This window comes from Mycobacteroides sp. H001, assembly GCF_001440005.1.
In the GTDB taxonomy this organism is placed as follows: domain Bacteria; phylum Actinomycetota; class Actinomycetes; order Mycobacteriales; family Mycobacteriaceae; genus Mycobacterium; species Mycobacterium gwanakae.
This window is the reverse complement of record NZ_LJYH01000042.1, coordinates 12,624-30,002: the sequence shown is the minus strand read 5'-3', so window position 1 is coordinate 30,002 and position 17,379 is coordinate 12,624. Positions and strand designations below refer to the sequence as shown.

Annotated in this window: 16 protein-coding genes and 1 pseudogene; 8 read left to right on the top strand and 9 right to left on the bottom strand. The window is 63.2% G+C overall.

The genetic code is table 11. The features are described from left to right. Positions 1 to 60 precede the first annotated feature (60 nt). From pstC to AOT83_RS19730, 4 genes are all read left to right on the top strand, one after another. On the top strand, positions 61 to 1,137 hold the full coding sequence (pstC, locus tag AOT83_RS19745; RefSeq protein ID WP_030094254.1) for a phosphate ABC transporter permease subunit PstC: 1,077 nt from the start codon (positions 61 to 63) through the stop codon (positions 1,135 to 1,137). Next, entirely contained in the window at positions 1,134 to 2,042 is a 909-nt protein-coding gene (pstA, locus tag AOT83_RS19740; protein WP_030094255.1) for a phosphate ABC transporter permease PstA, read from the top strand. The genes pstC and pstA overlap by 4 nt, the downstream gene beginning before the upstream one ends. A gap of 10 nt (positions 2,043 to 2,052) precedes the next feature. Then, entirely contained in the window at positions 2,053 to 2,829 is a 777-nt protein-coding gene (gene pstB, locus AOT83_RS19735; protein ID WP_030094256.1) for a phosphate ABC transporter ATP-binding protein PstB, read from the top strand. Between the two features lie 114 nt (positions 2,830 to 2,943). Next, positions 2,944 to 3,870 carry an NADP-dependent oxidoreductase gene (locus tag AOT83_RS19730; RefSeq protein ID WP_030094257.1) on the top strand — a complete coding sequence of 309 codons (927 nt, stop codon included), beginning with the start codon at positions 2,944 to 2,946 and terminating at the stop codon, positions 3,868 to 3,870. Positions 3,871 to 3,874: 4 nt separating this feature from the next. On the opposite strand, the gene phoU is transcribed toward AOT83_RS19730, so the two are convergent. The 4 genes from phoU to AOT83_RS19710 form a co-directional block, all read right to left on the bottom strand. Continuing rightward, positions 3,875 to 4,552 carry a phosphate signaling complex protein PhoU gene (phoU, locus tag AOT83_RS19725; protein ID WP_030094258.1) on the bottom strand — a complete coding sequence of 226 codons (678 nt, stop codon included), beginning with the start codon at positions 4,550 to 4,552 and terminating at the stop codon, positions 3,875 to 3,877. A gap of 112 nt (positions 4,553 to 4,664) precedes the next feature. Further along, complete coding sequence (locus AOT83_RS19720) at positions 4,665 to 6,974, bottom strand: LCP family protein (protein ID WP_030094259.1); 2,310 nt, start codon at positions 6,972 to 6,974, stop codon at positions 4,665 to 4,667. Positions 6,975 to 7,121: 147 nt separating this feature from the next. Further along, positions 7,122 to 8,297 carry a tRNA dihydrouridine synthase DusB gene (dusB, locus tag AOT83_RS19715; protein ID WP_057965195.1) on the bottom strand — a complete coding sequence of 392 codons (1,176 nt, stop codon included), beginning with the start codon at positions 8,295 to 8,297 and terminating at the stop codon, positions 7,122 to 7,124. An 11-nt stretch (positions 8,298 to 8,308) separates the two neighbouring features. Beyond that, positions 8,309 to 9,313, bottom strand: coding sequence for an acyl-ACP desaturase (locus tag AOT83_RS19710; protein WP_030094261.1), 1,005 nt, complete (start codon positions 9,311 to 9,313; stop codon positions 8,309 to 8,311). A gap of 212 nt (positions 9,314 to 9,525) precedes the next feature. Here AOT83_RS19710 and AOT83_RS19705 point away from each other — a divergent pair, with 212 nt between their 5' ends. Next, positions 9,526 to 9,873 (top strand): hypothetical protein, encoded by a 348-nt coding sequence (locus tag AOT83_RS19705; protein ID WP_030094262.1) that lies wholly within the window; start codon positions 9,526 to 9,528, stop codon positions 9,871 to 9,873. Here AOT83_RS19705 and AOT83_RS19700 read toward each other — a convergent pair. Next, positions 9,830 to 10,483 (bottom strand): TetR/AcrR family transcriptional regulator, encoded by a 654-nt coding sequence (locus AOT83_RS19700; protein WP_030094263.1) that lies wholly within the window; start codon positions 10,481 to 10,483, stop codon positions 9,830 to 9,832. The genes AOT83_RS19705 and AOT83_RS19700 overlap by 44 nt on opposite strands. Before the next feature lie 176 nt (positions 10,484 to 10,659). Here AOT83_RS19700 and AOT83_RS19695 point away from each other — a divergent pair. Further along, positions 10,660 to 11,568, top strand: a pseudogene (locus AOT83_RS19695) (oxygenase MpaB family protein); the annotation flags it as partial. Positions 11,569 to 11,623: 55 nt separating this feature from the next. Continuing rightward, positions 11,624 to 12,298, top strand: coding sequence for a GAP family protein (locus AOT83_RS19690; RefSeq protein WP_030094265.1), 675 nt, complete (start codon positions 11,624 to 11,626; stop codon positions 12,296 to 12,298). Between the two features lie 8 nt (positions 12,299 to 12,306). Here the strand turns inward: AOT83_RS19690 and AOT83_RS19685 are convergent, their stop codons facing one another. From AOT83_RS19685 to AOT83_RS19675, 3 genes are read right to left on the bottom strand one after another with little or no spacing between them, the layout of a single operon-like run. Then, complete coding sequence (locus tag AOT83_RS19685; RefSeq protein WP_057966480.1) at positions 12,307 to 13,191, bottom strand: 3-hydroxyacyl-CoA dehydrogenase family protein; 885 nt, start codon at positions 13,189 to 13,191, stop codon at positions 12,307 to 12,309. 39 nt (positions 13,192 to 13,230) lie between these two features. Then, entirely contained in the window at positions 13,231 to 14,151 is a 921-nt protein-coding gene (locus AOT83_RS19680) for a hypothetical protein (RefSeq protein WP_030094267.1), read from the bottom strand. A 27-nt stretch (positions 14,152 to 14,178) separates the two neighbouring features. After that, positions 14,179 to 15,072 carry a 3-hydroxyacyl-CoA dehydrogenase NAD-binding domain-containing protein gene (locus AOT83_RS19675; RefSeq protein ID WP_030094268.1) on the bottom strand — a complete coding sequence of 298 codons (894 nt, stop codon included), beginning with the start codon at positions 15,070 to 15,072 and terminating at the stop codon, positions 14,179 to 14,181. Between the two features lie 301 nt (positions 15,073 to 15,373). On the opposite strand from AOT83_RS19675, the gene AOT83_RS19670 reads away from it, so the two are divergent. Continuing rightward, a complete protein-coding gene (locus AOT83_RS19670) occupies positions 15,374 to 16,489 on the top strand; it encodes a helix-turn-helix domain-containing protein (RefSeq protein ID WP_057966490.1) in 1,116 nt (371 codons plus the stop codon). Here AOT83_RS19670 and AOT83_RS19665 read toward each other — a convergent pair. Next, the gene (locus AOT83_RS19665; protein WP_030094270.1) at positions 16,486 to 17,334 is read right to left on the bottom strand and encodes an SDR family NAD(P)-dependent oxidoreductase; all 849 of its coding nucleotides are present in this window, start codon (positions 17,332 to 17,334) and stop codon (positions 16,486 to 16,488) included. The two genes, AOT83_RS19670 and AOT83_RS19665, sit on opposite strands and share 4 nt — an antisense overlap. Between the last annotated feature and the right edge of the window lie 45 nt (positions 17,335 to 17,379).

Genomic DNA, 17,379 nt, shown 5'->3' with positions numbered 1-17,379 from the left:
CCGGTGAGCTTGGGTGACCCGGGTGGGGACGTACCATCAACGACATAGACAGCGAGTTCAATGAGCAGCCAGACCAGCGGGATCGATCCCGTGGGGGTAGCCCGTCCGGCGGATCTTGACGGATCGGTCTTCGAGGAGAAGCCACAACCCATGAGCGACGAGGGCGACCATCAGCCACCCGCCAAGGCCACCAATACGGTCACGAAGACGGTCACCCGTCCCGGCGACCGCATCTTCTCCGGACTCGCCAAGGGGTCAGGTGTATTTGTTGTCGCGCTCATCGGTCTGGTGGCCGTATTCCTGATCCTGCGTGCCGTGCCGGCGCTGAGTAACGACGACGAGAACTTCTTCCTCTACAACGGGCCATGGCGCACTGACGACACGTCGCACATGCAATTCGGCGTGCTCGATCTGTTCCAGGTCACCGTCTTCGTCTCGGTCTTCGCGCTCTTACTCGCGATGCCGGTGGCTCTGGGCATCGCGATCTACCTGACCGAGTACGCACCCGCGCGGGTGCGTGGTCCGCTTGCCTACGTCATCGACCTACTGGCCGCGGTGCCGTCCATCGTCTACGGCCTGTGGGGCATCTACGTACTGGCTCCGGCGATCGCGCCGGTTGCCCTGTGGCTCAACAGAAATCTCGGATTCATCCCGCTCTTCGCCGATAGCCCCGTGAACATTGCAGGCGGCGGCAACCTGTTCACCGGCGGCATTGTGCTGGCGGTGATGATCCTGCCGATCATCGCGGCCGTGACGCGCGAGGTCTTCATTCAGACCCCCAAGGGGCAGATCGAGGCCGCGCTCGCGCTGGGTGCCACCAAATGGGAAGTGGTGCGCACCACTATCATTCCCTTCGGTACCTCCGGATACATCAGCGGTTCCATGCTGGGGCTCGGCCGTGCGCTGGGCGAGACCATCGCGCTGATGCTGATCCTGTCGGGCACCTCGGTGGCGTTCGGATGGTCGCTGTTCGACAGCGGAAGCACCTTTGCAACCCATATCGCTTCCAACGCATCGGAATTCAATAACGAACTAGAGGCCGGAGCATACATCGCGGCCGGGCTGGTGCTGTTCGTGCTGACATTCCTGGTGAACTCGGCGGCCCGTGCCGTCGTCGGCGGAAAGGGCCGGGCATGACCTCGACTCTCGACAGGCCCGTGAAGGAGCCCGCCTTCCATCCGCTCTCGGGCCGGCGCAAGGCCACCAACGCCCTTGCCACGGTGTTGGTCTCGGCCGCGGTGCTGATCGCGCTGATCCCGCTGGTGTGGGTGCTGTACACGGTGTTCGACCGTGGATTCACCGCCATTCTCAGTGCGGACTGGTGGTTCAAATCGCAGAACATGATGACCAACCGGATCGCGGGCGGCGGTGCCTATCACGCCATCGTCGGCACGCTGTTCCAAGGTCTGTTCTGCGCGATCATCTCGGTGCCCATCGGCATCTTCGTGGCCATTTACCTGGTCGAGTACGGCGCGAACTCCCGGTTGGCCAAGGTCACCACGTTCATGGTCGACATCCTGACCGGTGTGCCGTCCATCGTCGCCGCGCTCTTCATCTACGCCCTGTGGGTGGCCACGCTAGGGCTGCCGCGGTCGGGCCTTGCGGTCTCACTGGCTTTGGTGCTGTTGATGATTCCGGTGGTGGTGCGTTCCTCGGAGGAAATGCTCAAGATCGTCCCGAATGATCTGCGCGAGGCCTCCTTTGCCCTGGGCGTGCCCAAATGGAAGACCATCGCGCGCATCGTGCTGCCGACGGCACTCTCGGGTGTGGTCACCGGTGTGATGCTGGCGCTGGCACGGGTCATGGGCGAGACCGCGCCGCTGCTCGTGCTCGTCGGTTACAGCAAGCTGATCAACTACGACATGTTCGGCGGGGAGATGGCCTCACTCCCGGGCATGATGCTCGATCAGCGCAGTGGTTCGGTGGTGGGTCTTGCCGAGTCCCGGCTCTGGGGCGCTGCCCTCACCCTCATCTTGTTGGTCGCGATTCTCAACGTGATCGCCAAACTCATTTCGCGTTTCTTCGCGCCCAAAAAGGTCTAGGAAGGTAGTCATGGCCAAGCGTCTCGATCTCAAGGACGTCAACATCTACTACGGCAAGTTTCATGCCGTTCAGGATGTCGCGCTGTCGGTTCCGCCCCGCAGCGTGACGGCGTTCATCGGCCCGTCCGGTTGCGGCAAGTCGACGGTGCTGCGCACCCTCAACCGGATGCACGAGGTGACGCCCGGTGCCCGCGTCGAGGGTTCGGTGCTGCTCGATGGAGCCGACATCTACGGTGCCGGGGTTGACCCGGTGTCGGTGCGCAAGACCATCGGCATGGTGTTTCAACGGCCAAACCCATTCCCCACCATGTCGATTCGTGACAACGTGGTGGCCGGCCTGCGGTTGCAGGGTGTGCGCAGCAAGAAGACCCTTGACGAAGTCGCTGAGCGTTCGCTGCAGGGCGCCAACCTGTGGAACGAGGTCAAGGACCGTCTCGACCGCCCGGGCGGCGGGCTCTCCGGAGGTCAGCAGCAGCGTCTGTGCATCGCCAGAGCCATCGCCGTGCAGCCGGACGTGCTGCTGATGGACGAGCCGTGCTCGGCCTTGGACCCCATCTCCACGCTGGCCATCGAGGATCTGATCTCCGAGCTCAAGCAGGAGTTCACCATCGTCATCGTCACGCACAACATGCAGCAGGCCGCGCGTGTCAGTGATCAGACCGCGTTCTTCAACCTGGAGGCCGCAGGCAAGCCGGGCATGCTGGTGGAAATCGACGACACCGAGAAGATCTTCTCCAACCCCAGCCAGAAGGCCACCGAGGACTACATCTCCGGTCGTTTCGGCTGATCCAGATCGCACGATTGGCTCCGAGTCTGCATCTCACGACGGTTTTGTGCCTCGAAACGTCGTGAGACGCAGACTCGGCGGAATACCTCGGGCCGTGCCGCTGTCTTAGTCGGCATGACAAAGGCAGTGCAGTTCGACCAGTACGGCGACATCGATGTCCTGCAGGTGCGTGCGGTGCCGCGTCCAGTACCCGGGCCCACGGACGTGCTTGTGCAGGTGCGTGCCGCGGGAATCAACCCCGGTGAGGCGAAGATCCGTACCGGGATGCTGCACGACCGGTTCCCTGCGACCTTCCCCTCCGGGCAGGGCAGCGACCTGGCGGGTGTCGTGGTGGAGGTCGGCCATAGCGTGGCGCGTTTTGCACCAGGGGACGAGGTGTTCGGCTATACCGACGATCGGGCCAGTCACGCCGAGCTTGTCGTTGTTCCGGCCAGCCAGCTGGTGACCAAGCCCGAGAGTTTGTCGTGGGAGGTGGCAGGCAGTCTGTTCGTCGCGGGTACCACCGCCTACGCCGCGGTCGGCTCGGTTGATCTGGCTCCGGGTGACGTGGTCGCCGTCTCTGGCGCGGCGGGTGGAGTGGGCACCATCGCCGTACAGCTCGCCAAGGCCGCTGGTGCGACCGTGATCGGTATCGCGGGGCCGGGTAACGACGAGTGGCTTACCGCGCATGGCGTCATCCCGGTCAACTACGGCGACGGGCTGGCGGACCGCATCAAGGCAGCAGCGCCCGAGGGGCGGGTCGATGCCTTCCTCGACCTCTTCGGCGGGGGCTACGTCGAGCTGGCGCTCAATGAGCTTGGAGTGGAGCTGCGGCGAATCGACACCATCATCGACTTCGCGGCGATCGAGCGATACGGCGTGCAAAGTGTGGGAAACGCCGAAGGCGCCTCCGCGCAGGTGCTCGCCGAGCTGGCCGCACTGATTGTCGACGGAAAGCTTGATGTGATTGTCGCGCAGACGTTCCCGTTGGACGAGGTGCGCAATGCGTACGAACTTCTAGAGCGGCAGCACACCCGGGGAAAGATCGTTTTGGTGCCTTAGCCGCTCAGAGCGACGTCAGGTGGTCGTGACCCTGTCCCTCGGGCGGCAGGGTGCCGGTCACCTGGAAGATGACCCGGCGGGCGACCTCGACCGCGTGGTCGGCGAAGCGCTCGTAGAAGCGGCCCAGCAGCGTCACGTCGACGGCGGCGGCCACTCCGTGCTTCCACTCGCGGTCCATGAGCACGGTGAACAAGTGCCGGTGCAGGTCATCCATCGCATCGTCTTCCTCGTTGATGCGAGCGGCCTTCTCCGGGTCGCGAGTCAGCAGCACCTCTTGCGCACTGTTGCCCAAATCGACCGCGACGCGGCCCATTTCGGCAAAGTATCCGTTGACCTCTTCGGGCAGTGCGTGCTGCGGATGGCGGCGCCGGGCGATCTTGGCGACGTGCAGCGCCAGAGCGCCCATCCGGTCCACGTCGGCGACGATCTGGATGCTGCTGACAACCTCGCGGAGGTCTCCGGCCACGGGAGCCTGCAGGGCCAAGATGGCGAAGGCATTCTCCTCGGCGGCGGCGCTCATCGCGGTGATCTGCTCGTGGTCGGAGATGACCTGCTCGGCGAGCACGAGATCGGCCTGCAGCAGTGCACGAGTGGCCCGCTCCATGGCGGCTCCGGCCAACCCACACATCTCCCCCAGCTGTGCCGATAGTGAGGACAGCTGCTCCTGAAACGCGGTACGCATGGATCAAGCCTACGGACCCGCCGTCGTTGAGTCATGGCCCTGGCGTGAACGGCGAGTGAATGCCGCCACAGGTTCCGTGAAAGAAACTGAGATCAGCGTCTAAATAGACGGACTATCCGCAGGTAGCGTCGCCGGCGTTGACGACCGTCAGGTCCATGGGGAGCTCGGCGGGCGCCATCGCGCCCGAGGACAGCTGTAACGGCACGGTCGAGCCGGCGGCGGGCGGAGCCTGCAAGTTCGCGGTGGAGGCGTAGTCACTGCCCAGGACCACGCGCACGGTGGTTTGCGCGCCGTTGATTCGCTGGAGCTTGGCACCGCCGAAGGAGGCGGCAACGGTCGCGGCCTGCTGCTCGTGCCCCGGCGAGAAAAAGACTGTGGTGGAGGGCAGGGCGGACGGATAGTCGTCGGTAGTGGTGATGCCGAATCCATAGTGGGTCAATTGGCTCGCAGCCGACGCTGCCAGGCCCGTTTGGCCCGTGCTGTTGGACACGTGCACATTGATCTCGCTGGGCTCGGTGGTTACCAGATCGACGGGCTCACTTGGTGTGGCGGCCGGAGTTGGTGTGGCGGTGGATGTTTCGCCGAGCTCGCTTGCTGCTCCGTGCTCGCTGGACGCCAGCGTGGTGTCCTGGGTGGTGGTGCCGGGCATCGGAACGCGGGTGCCGTCGGGCTGCAGCTCGCCGGGCAGCGGATCGTCATTGATGATGGCGTCGAAGATCTTTCGGATATCCGTGGTGCGGGGCGTCTCATTGCCTTCGGAATCGGTGCCGTCGGTCGGCACCGTCAGGAAGGTGATTCGGCCGGCCTTCACGTCCTGGAGCGACTGACCCAGGTCCACAAGGTCTTTGGTCCTGATGTTGTCGACGTAGGAGTCGTCGATGAAGGTGTTCACCACGTTGTTGAGCTTGCTCAACGAGAAGAACGTGTTGTGCGAGATCATCGAACGAAGCAGGGACGACAGGAACAACTGCTGGCGTTTGATGCGTCCGTAGTCGCCGTTGTATTCGGTGGTGACCTGGCGCGCGCGCACGTACTGCAGGGCGGTGTGCCCGTCAATCGTTTGGCGCCCAGCGTTTTCCAGCACGGTGCCCAGCTCGTAGTCTTCGATCGGCGTGGGCGTGCACACCTCGACGCCGCCGAGCGCGTCGACCATCTTGGAGAAGCCCGCGAAGTCCACCCCGAGGAAGCGGTTGATGTTCAACCCCGACATCTTCTGGATGACCTTCACCAGGCATTTGGGTCCGCCGAATGCGAATGCCGAATTGAGTTTGGTTTCGGTGTACGCCTTATCGGGTCCGTAGGACCGGGTGTCTTCGTTCCAGACCTCGCACAGTGTCGGCTGGATCGCCAGGTCGCGCGGGAAGGACACCACCGCGACACGCTTACGGTTCGCCGGGATGTTGACCAACATGATGGTGTCCGAGCGGGTGCCTTCGGCGTCGGAGGTGTCTCCGGCTCCCATGCTGCTGTTGGCCCCTGCCCGGGTATCCACGCCGATGATCAGGAAGTTCTCGTCGCCGTATTGAGCGTTGGGATCACGAATATCGTGAGAGTTGGGGTCCAGCGCCTCGACGCGGTTGAGTCGGTTGTTCTTGACATTGCTCCACTGCCACGCACCGCCGGTCAGCGCCAGGGAGCACACCGCGACGACGGCGGCGATGGAGCGTCCGAGGTAGATGGGCCGCCGCGAGCGCTTGGGTTCAGGTTCCCGAACAGAGGCTTCCGGATTGCCCACCCGGATCGGAATGGCGCGGGTGTCGATGTTGTCGTCCAGATTCGATGCCCGGACGCGGCGCGCGGCGGCCTTGTCGTAGAGGGGGGCGTCGTCGGGGTAGTCCACAAAGTCGGGGCGCTCATCGACCGGTTCATCGGGGTGGTGATCGAGATGGGGCATGTCCTGCGGCACCTGCGGCAGGACATCGGTGTGGCTCTCGTCGGCGATCGGGCCGGGAGCGGGCTCCTCGGCGCGGTCCTCGTCCTCTAAGCGAGCGTGCCGCCGCGATCGGCGCCCACCGCCAGCGCCCTCGCGGGCAAGGAGGTCGGCCACGGACAGGGAGTGCGAGCCAGTCTCGTGCGCCGACGCCGCGGTCTCCTCCGGCGCGGGAGTTGGCTTGGCTCCGCTGGGAGCCGGTCGGGGAGGCCGTGCGGCCTGTCCGGGTGCGGGCCGGGGGGAACGTGACGACGGCTCGGCGCGCAGCGTCTCGCGCACTGACTGCTCGATCTCCAAGCGCCGGGTCCACTCGTCGTCGGTGGGGTCAGGCAGCGAGTGATTCAGGGCCGGCGGTGGTGTCCACGGTGTGTTGGATCGTTCCGGCGCCACGTCGATGTCAGGATGACTGCCAACGGGCTCGATGGCGCGTTCCCATGGGGCCGCGCCATATGCGCGTGGTTGGGCAGGAGTGGCGTTGGGGCCATCACCCATGTTCAACCTCGCTTAAAACGTCTGGACAGTTGCAAGTACACGGCACACCGGCAGCACATAGCGCCGTGCCCGGGGCACGGTCGTCGTCACATGCTACTGAGCATTGCCGCAGATCACCATGCCCAGTGACCGAGATGTGACCCCACGTCACCCGCCAGAGTGCATGACATCGGCGGCCGAGGGAACAGTGCAATCGTCGGGGTCATTGAGCCAGCCATCGGGTAGCGACACCTTGCCCGGTGACCCCTGGCGCCCGCGGGGGCCGTTTCCGCCTTCGGGGAAAGGAGCCGTGGCGTCCAGCTGATGGAGAAGGGTGTCCAGCTCGGCGAGGGTACTGACGAGCGCGAGCGCCCGGCGGAGGTCTCCACCGGCCGGGAAGCCGTGCAGATACCACGCGATGTGCTTGCGCATATCGCGCAACGCCTTGTCCTCCCCAAAATGGTCGACGAGCAACACCGCATGACGCCGCATGATGTCCGTGACCTGACCGAGATTCGGGGGCTCGGGAATCGTCTGACCGTTGAATACTGCACTCAACTCGGCGAAGAGCCAGGGGCGGCCGAGGCAACCGCGACCGATGACAACACCGTCGCAGCCCGTCTGCTCCATCATCACGACCGCATCGGCGGCATCGAAAATATCGCCGTTCCCGAGGACGGGGATGGTTGTGACGTGATTCTTGAGTGCGGCGATCTGGTTCCAGTCGGCGGCCCCGGAGTAACGCTGCGAGGCGGTGCGCGCGTGTAGTGCGACGGCCGCGGCGCCCTCTGCCTCGGCGATGGCTCCGGCATCCAGATGGGTGTGGTGGTCGTCGTCGATGCCGACACGGAACTTGACCGTCACCGGTATGTCGGTGCCCTCGGTGGCCCGTACGGCGGCGGAGACGATCTGGCCGAACAGTCGCCGTTTATAGGGAAGCGCGGCGCCTCCGCCATTTCGGGTGACCTTGGGTACCGGGCAGCCGAAGTTCATATCGATGTGGTCGGCAAGATTCTCATCGACGACCATCTTGGCGGCGCGGTAGGTCGTTTCCGGATCCACCGAATAGAGCTGCAGCGAGCGTGGCGACTCTTCGGGGGAGAAGGTCGTCATGTGCAGGGTGACAGGGTGGCGTTCGGCGAGCGCCCGCGCGGTCACCATCTCGCAGACATACAGTCCGCTCACGGTGCCGGTGGTGGCCAGCTCAAGCTCCCGGCACAACGTCCGGAACGCCACGTTGGTGACACCCGCCATCGGCGCCAGTACGACTGGGCTAGGCAATGCCAAAGACCCGATCCGCAGTTCGCGGGATCGGGCCTTCGGGAGGTCGACAGATGCGGTCACGTGTCAGTCGATTAGACGCTGACCGCTTCCCTGGCTGCCTTGGCGGCGTTGCGTTCGGCACGTTTGGCCTGGCGCTCCAGGTACTTGGCCTTGACTTCCTCGAAGTCCTCGGAGGTCTTCCTGAGGTCACCGATGATGCGTTCGACACCCTCGCGGTACTCGTCGCCCTCGCCGTTGATGTCGTCACGGTCGAAGATGCGCCACTTGCGCAGCACCGGCAGCACCACCTCATCGAGGTGAGACTGCGGGTCGTAGACACCGCCGGTGGCGATGGTGACCGCGTTACGGCGGAAGCCGGGGATCGTGTAGCCGGGCATCTTGAAGTTGTCGAGCACCCGGAAGATGGACTTCATGGCCTGGTTCGGGGCGATCTTGAGACCGGCCTCGACCATGTTGCGGTAGAAGATCATGTGCAGGTTCTCGTCGGTGGAGATGCGCTTGAGCAGCTCATCGGCGATGGGCTCGGCGCAGGCCTTGCCGGTGTTGCGGTGCGAGACGCGGGTGGCCAGCTCCTGGAAGGTCACGTACACCACCGAGTCGAACAGGCTCTCGGCGAAGAGCTCCTCGCCGCCCTGGCGGTTCTGGCCGGGGGAGAAGCCGCGGGTCATCTGCTCCACGCGCAGCTTCTCGAGTTCGAACGGGTCCACCGAACGGGTCACTACCAGGTAGTCGCGGATGGCGATGCCATGGCGGTTCTCCTCGGCGGTCCACCGGTTCACCCAGGTGCCCCACGGTCCGTCCATGGTGAAGTTCATGGCGATCTCGCGGTGATACGAGGGCAGGTTGTCCTCGGTCAGCAGGTTGGTGATCATGGCGACCTTGGCCACCTCGGAGAGCTTGGACTGCTCAGGATCCCAGTCCTGGCCGCCTAGAGCCTTGTAGTTCTTGCCCTCTGACCAGGGGACATAGTCATGCGGGTTCCAGTCCTTGGTGACGCCGAGGTGGCGATGCACATTCTCCTCGACCACGGGCTCAAGCTCATGGAGCAGCTCCAGGTCGGTGAATTCCTTCTGCATGGACATCCCTCAGGTTCGACAGAGTTATCTGTATCTGGAAGTTGCAGTCAATATATCTGTAAACGGCGGTTGCATACAAGTGGACGAACTGTGGCGCACAACAACCTGCCCGCGGGCCCTCTGGCGTGCGGATGAAGGCATTTCTCGCTCGAGCTGCGAGGCCTGTACACCCGCAGTATGCTTGCTGACAACCCAAGGTGGAGGTGTAACCAGTGAAGTCGGTAGTCAACGCGGCCATTGTCACGGTTGCGGGTGCGGGTTTTTCGTTGGCGATGGCTGGGCTAGCCCACGCGGGTGGTCCGACCGATACCACCGGGCAGTTCTACAGCGACGCCTCCTCGACCCTCAAGGGTGAGGGCTACACGGTCGTTGTGGCCGGTCGCTCCGGTGATCAGGTAGGCCTGGACAACTGTCTTGTCTCGCACCAGGAAGCATTCACCGTCAAGAAGGGTCAGGACGACCGCGGAAAGATGGTTCATGTGACCCTGCGCTGCTACAAGGCAGAGGTCGCGGCGGCTAAGAAGGCTGCCGAGGATAAGGCGAAGTCTGCGGCGGCGTAGTCGACCCAGTCGTTGTCGTCGGCGCCGAGTTCGCGCCCTGTAGCAGTATCTGCACGCAGTAATCCACGAACCGCTGGCGTTCCACTTTCAGCTCCTCATTCAGGTATCCCCTGAAAAGGCTTGTCAGCGCACCGACCAAACTGGTCGCGACCAGTTGTTGCTGCACCTCGTCGGCCAGATTGGTGCTCAGCTTTCCCTGCAACAACGCCACGAATCGCGGCAGCCAGTCATAACCGGACTCCGAGAGCGTTGGCTCAAATGTCGGCGCTATCAAGAGAACTCGCCCCATGGTGGGTTCGTCCACCATCAGCCGGACGAACGCGTCGACACCTTCGTGTGCCGACCGCGCGCCGCTGAGCGCTTCGATCGCACGAAATCCCACGTGGTCGTAGACCGCCCGGACAAAGGTGTCGCGGTCGGAGAAGTTCTCGTAGAAGTACCGCTCGGTCATGCCGGCGGATCGACATACGGCACGGACGGTGACGGCAGGCCGTGGGCTCACGCCGAGTAGCCGCACGCCGGCTGCCATGAGCTCGCGCCGCCGCTCATCGGCGCGCTCGGCCGCCGAGATACCCGCCCAGCTACGTCGCTGCGCTTGACCGTTCGTCACGGGCCTCCTAATCTGATACCAAAGTTGACAACCTTGATTGTCACTATACGTCGAACTGCAATGGAGCGTTCCGAATGGTCAACGATATGTCCGAGCTCGCCCAGTCTGCCGCGGAATCCAGTGCGTTCGTGTCGGGCTGCCCGGTGAGTCATGGCGCGGCCTCGTCGACCACCGTGCCGCTTGGCCCGGAATCGTTGACGTGGAAGTACTTCGGCGATTGGCGTGGGGTGCTGCAAGGCCCCTATGCCGGGTCCATGCAGAACATGCATCCACAACTGGGCGCGGCCGTCGAACAGCACTCCCTGTTCTTCCGGGAACGTTGGCAGCGGCTCCTGCGCTCGTTGTATCCGATCGGTGGCGTCGTGTTCGACGGGGATCGCGCACCGATGACGGGTGCCGAGGTGCGCGACTATCACGTCAACATCAAGGGAGTCGACGATCAGGGGCGCCGGTACAGCGCACTCAATCCGGACGTCTTCTACTGGGCGCACGCGACCTTCTTCATGGGCACGATCGTCGTCGCGGACTGGCTCAGCGGCGGTATCGGTGAGGCCGAGAAGCGTCAGCTCTTCGATGAGCACATCACGTGGTACCGGATGTATGGCATGAGTATGCGGCCGGTGCCGAAGACCTGGGAGGATTTCCAGGAGTACTGGGATCACATGTGCACCAACGTCTTAGAGGACAACAAGGCCACGCGCGATGTGCTTGACCTGTCCACTTTGGCGGTGCCGCCGTTTGCGCCCTGGATTCCCGAGGGGCTGTGGCGGTTCCAGCGGCGTTTGGTGGCGCCGATGTTTGTCTGGCTGACCGTTGGGCTGTACCACCCGGCCGTTCGGGAACGTTTCGGCTACACCTGGTCTGCGCGCGACGAATGGTGGCACCGAAAGTTCGGGCAGGCCGTCAATGTGCTCTTCAAGTTCGTGCCCGAGCGCAAGCGCCGTCACCCCCGGGCCCGCGCCGGATGGGATCGCGCGGTTGGGCGTACGCCGACGGATGCGCCGCTGCCGCAGACCCCGGACCGCAACCTGCCGCCGCTGGATACCTGGGGCAGCCCCAACCACTACAACCCCAAGGTGTCATAGCCGTTGTTCGACTTTCGCCGGTGACAGCGCGGTCTACCTGCCATGATTTCTGCTCATGGCAGGAAGTTGGGGCTCTGTCCTTACCGGACTCGTTCCGCTCGGATTGGTTGTCGCGCTCTCGCCGATCACCGTCATCCCGGCAGTGTTGGTCTTGCAAGCGCCACGGCCACGGCCGAGTGGGCTTGCCTTCCTGGCCGGATGGCTCTTCGGCCTCGCCGCGCTCACGGCGCTGTGTGTCTCGGCCACAGGTTTATTCGGCGGGCTACACCGATCGGCGCCGAACTGGGCCTCGTGGGTGCGGGTGGTCCTCGGATCGGTGCTGATCCTGTTCGGTATCTATCGATGGCTGACCCGGCATCATCACACCGACTCACCGGCCTGGATGCGAACGTTCTCCACCATCGGCCCGGCCCGGGCGGCGATCACCGGGACGGCCCTGGTGCTGGTGCGGCCGGATGTCCTGTTCATTTGCGTCCCAGCCGGATTGGCGATTGGTGCCAGTGGGCTGGATCTCGCTGATCGGTGGACGGCAGCAGCCTTCTTTGTCGTTGTCGCCGCCTCGACCGTCGCTATCCCGATACTGGCCTACGCGGCGGCGGGCCACCGGCTCGATGACACGATGAGCCGGCTCAAGGATTGGATGGAGAAGAACAACGCGGCCCTGATGGCAACCATCTTGATCGTGATCGGTGTGATGGTGCTATACAACGGAATTCACGCGTTGGCCTGAGGCCGTGTTCAGCCGTGTGACGGCTTCGGGTAGTCGTTGTAGAACCCCTCGCCGGATTTCACGCCCAGCTTGCCGTCATCTACATATCGCTGCAGAAGGTCCCGCGATGTGGTGGGGATATGGGGGAAGTGCTTGATGTAGTTCTCTTCGATGTCCAGCGCGACATCGAGGCCTACCTGATCGATCGCGCGAAACACACCCACCGGGCTCATATGTGCCGCGACCCAGATCCGGTCGAATTCTGTCGGTGTCGAAACGCCCTCGGCAACGACGGCCAAGGCTTCCCGCTTGATGGCAGCCCACACCCGATTGATGATGAAACCAACACTTTCCGTGCGTGCGACGGCGGTGACGAAGCCGTGCGTAGGCAGCTCTGCACTAAGGATGTCGAAGATCCGTTCATCGGTCTGCCCGTCGGTCATCAGCTCGGCCTGCGGCGCTTCGGGAGGCTGGCCGTAGTGGGTGTTCAGAAATCTTTCTGGGTGTTTGACCTTGCCGATGAGCTCGCTGCTCATGAAGGACGACGAGTTGGTGCCGATGATCGCGTCGGGTGCGGCGATGTCATCGAGCTGGCCGAGGATATCGATTTTGAGTGCCTGCACCTCGGGAACGGATTCGACGACATACCAAGCGTCTTTCACCGCGCTGGGCAGATCGGTGAAGAACTCGACACTCGCCGGTGTGGCGCCCACATCGGCTCTGGCCTTGACCAATTCCGGAATTCTTTGATCGAGGAATTCCTTGGCCCACTTCAGTGAGTCCTCGGATACGTCGTAGAGATGCACCGCGCCGCCACGCGTTGCGAAGGTGAGGGCGATGCGGCGGCCGAGTGTGCCCGCTCCCAAGACGGTGACGGGTCGATTGGCGATGGTTGTCGGGGGCGAGTACGTCATGTTTTGTTCCGATCTATGTTGACGATTGGCGAGTTTCGTTTAGATTCCAACGATTCCGGTGAGGTTGCCTTCGACTTTCGCGAACGAGCGCTCGCCGCTGCCGTCGAGGTTGACGGCCCGGATTTCTCCCGCCATGTCGCTCACGTAGGCGATGCCGGCTTCCTTGTCGATTGCCAGGCCGATCGCTTCGCTGAATCCCGAAGCGAGAATCGTGACCTCTCCACCTCCCTGTCCGGGTGCAGGAATCTTGGCTCTGTTCAACGTATTACCCAAGGGCGCTGCGCCGCGGTCGGTCCAGTAGATCAATCCGGCGTCAAGATCTAGTTCGATGTCGATCGGCTCGGGCAGGCGACTCCATAGCACCTCTATGTCTCGGTGCTGTGGAGTCTGTCCGTAGGGGATCTCCAAGGAAGTTCTAAAGATCCGTCCATCGCCGCCCTTGGTAGGGCCCTTCTGCGTCCAGTACAGAAGTCCGTTTTGTTCGTCGACCGCCACGCCGACGCAATGATTGCGAACAATGTTGCGGTCCGATTCGTTCACCGCGACGGTCACCTCGTCGCGTAGGTCACTGCCGTCCAGCCGCGCGCTGCGGACAGCCGCGCCCTCGCGATCGCACCAGTACAGCCGTCCGAGTGACCATGCCGCCGAAAGTTGTTTACCAGTAACAAAACTTCCTGCTGGCAGCAGGTAGGATCGCTCGGTTCCATCGATGGCTGCTCGCTCGATGGAACCGTTCTTTCCGTAGAAGTCGAGGTTGTGCTCGGTAAGGGGTTGGTTGGCGTCGGTGAGCGTGGGCACGCCCATGTTGGTCCAGTAGATGTTCTGCCGTGCGGGGTCGACGACTATGCCGTCGGGCAGTTCGTTGAGTTCGGTCACCAATTCCGTGGGTTCTCCACCCGAGACGGGGAACTTCAGGATCGCCCTCTGGAGCTGATTCAGGGCAAGAAGGTGTCGAAACATGCTGTTCTCCTTGGGCTGTCGTGCCATTCAGGCATCTAGTTGATGTAGTGCCGCCAAGATCGCACGGGTGCGTTCGTTGCGTCGCGTCAGTAGCCGGTGGTAGTTCTCGTCGCCGGTCCCGTACGCGGTGTCAATTGCATCGAGGAGTTGTTCGACGATCTGTGGGTCCGATGGGGGAGTTCCCGGCGTGATCTTGCCTACCTCGGCACCAAGGCCCTTATACAGATGCCGCGCACCCTCTGGGCCGCCGCCCAGTGCGTTTCCTTCGAACAATCCTGTTGCGGCCCAGCGTAAGCCAAGCGAGTTCTGGAGGGCGAAGTCGAGGTCCGGGACGCTGACCACACCTTCCGCGACGAGGTACAGGGCCTCGCGCGTGAGTGCTACCTGGAGACGGTTGGCGACGAAACCGGGGACCTCGCGACGAATCACGATCGGCGCGCGGCCCAGAGCTCGATACAGTTCGAGGGCGGTCCGAAGCGTGGAATCACTCGTATGCGCTCCGGGAACCACCTCAACGAGAGGCATCAACTCGGGCGGGTTGAAAGGATGACCGACAACGATGCGGTCGCTTGCTTCGAGGCCGTCGGCGATGAGCGTCGCGCCGATCGAGGAACTTGAGGTGGCCAACACCGCGTGCTCGGGGGCCGACTCCAGGAACTGGCCGAAAAGGTCGTGCTTGACGGCTAGGCGTTCGGGACCGTTTTCCTGGACCAAGTCTGCTTCGGCGACGACCTCGGCGAGTGTGTGGCTGGCGAACACGTCGGGGTCATCTGCGCCGAAGGTTGCTTCAACCACCGCATCGAGGTCCTCGCGGGGATCGGTTATGCCAACGCGCCACCCATGGTCACGGGCCAGCCGTGCCCACGACAGTCCGATGACGCCGGCGCCGACGACTGCCATGGTCTTCTGCTGATCGCTCATTGTTCCTCCTGCGTCTTGTGTGGCGTAGCAACGGCAGATTCGGGTTCTTGCCTTGCCGCGCGTGCGCGGCTATCCGGGTGGCGCCTCACCGTGCTCTATCGACGTGATTCTGACTCTGTGAACAACGTATCTAGCTATAAGTCGCACGTCGATGGTGTACAGGCCAAGAATGATTGTCCATTTGAACAATCCGTGACGTGGGGGAAGCAGTAGCCTGGTCACCGTGGGTGAGTCACTGTCGGACGCCGCGAAGGCAAATCTGAATGTTGTCGGACGTCAGCTGCTTGTCCGAGTTGACGAGATGTGCGCCGAACAATGTCGGATCATTCGTGAACGGGTCGCCGCATACCGGGATCCTGCGCTGGTCACCGATGACGATCTGTTCGCGGCCGGCCGTGACCAGATGGTGTTCGTCTTGGAGGTAATGGGAGCGGGAGCTCCCGATACGAGTGTGGCGGGGCGGGTCGGCAGGCTGCGTGCGGAACAAGGGGTGCCGTTGGCCGACGTGATGTCGGCTTACCGGGCCGGGGGACAATTTCTATGGGACCAAATCTTGCAGGCGATTGACGCAGCCGGCTTGTCACGGCAGGAATTGCGGGCCGCAGCTTCACAGGCGTGGCAGAACCAGGACATCTATACCGACGCGATGGCCGAGGGGTACCGCGAGGTCGTCGTCGAGCAGCTCATCCACCGGGATCAGGAACGTTCTGCGCTGGTAGGTGGGCTTATCGACGGCCGTCTGCCAGCAGGCATGACCGCAGGGGATGCGGCACATCTACTCGGGCTACCGGAATCCGGCTGCTTCGTCGTGGTTGCCATTGATTCGGGGCCGCTTGACTACCGCGCGTTGCGTGCTGCGGAGAAGACCCTGGGCGACCGTGGCTTTGCCTCCGCATGGCGGGTTGAGCCTGATATGCAGGTGGGAGTGGTTGCGCTCGTTATGCGTTCGCGGCTCGGAGAGCTGGGCGAAGCGCTACGCGGTCTTGTCGTGCAGCGAATAGGGGTTAGCCCGGTTTATGACGGCTACCCTCCGCATGGTTCGGCTCTGAACTATGCGAAGGCCGCTTTGTTGGCGGCCACGGGGGACGAGGCAGTTTTGGCGTTCGACGTGAATCCCTATGCGATAGCGGCGGTTACCGATCCGCCGACCATGGAGCGATACTGTGATCTGGTGTTAGGTGGCCTCGGTGACATTGGTGCCGCGGATCGGCAATTGCTGGTGAGCACCTTTCAGCAGTGGGTTACCTGTGACGGTTCCATTCCGGCCACTGCAGGTGCGATGTTCTGCCATCCCAACACCGTGCGGTATCGGTTGCGCAGGCTCAAGCAACTGACGGGACGCGATATCGCGCGCCCCCGTGACATCGCCGAGCTGCATCTCGCCATCGAAGCCGAGCGCCGCCTGAACCTTTCCTAGCCGCGGACCGGCAACGGCTCGACACCGACGAGCTCGCAACTCTTGGCATACAGGTCGTCCTGCGCCGCTTGATTTTTGGTGTAGCGCCGTACCGGGCTCGGTGTTTGTGCGGCGAGGTATTCCCCATTGCGTCCGCGGTGCTCTTCCGACACCGCCATGTCGGTGATCAGCTGACTCGGCCGCTCCGGTGTGATCAGCGCCAGCATCACCACTGACCGTACGGGCTGCGGTATCTCGCGCCAAATGTCGGATCTGACATTACCGGGATGCAGTGCGTTCGACGTGACACCTTCGGGGAGACGGCGGGCCAGCGCATTGCTGAACAGAAGATTGCCCATCTTGGACTGCGCATAGGCAGAGAAAGTGAAGTAGAAACGCCTTCCTCGCCAGGTGTTTTCGTTGATCCTGCCCACGCTGTGGGCGACCGAAGCCAGATGGATGATGCGGGCATCGCCGGTCGGTGCGGCCTGCAACTGAGGAAGCAACAGGTGCGTCAGCAAGAAGGGGCCTAGATAATTGGCTCCCCACTGCAGCTCGTAACCATCCTCGGTTTTCGACTGGCGCATGGGCGAGGCGCCGGCATTGTTGATCAACACATCGACCTGGGGATGCTGCGCTGCCAGCTCACTGGCGAAACGTCGGATGTGCCCGAACGAAGACAAATCCAGCGACAAGACGTCGACTCGAGCGCCCGGCGTCGCTTCCAGGATTTGATCGCGGGCGGCGTTGGCTTTCGCTTGATTGCGGCACGCCATGACGATGGTGTGCCCATCCGCGGCCAATCGGTGCGCACTGGCCAGGCCGATTCCGGCGTTGGCGCCGGTGATGACGATCGTCTTGGGCATGCCCACTCCTCGCTGAGATGGCTAAATGAGATCGAGTGTCACAGG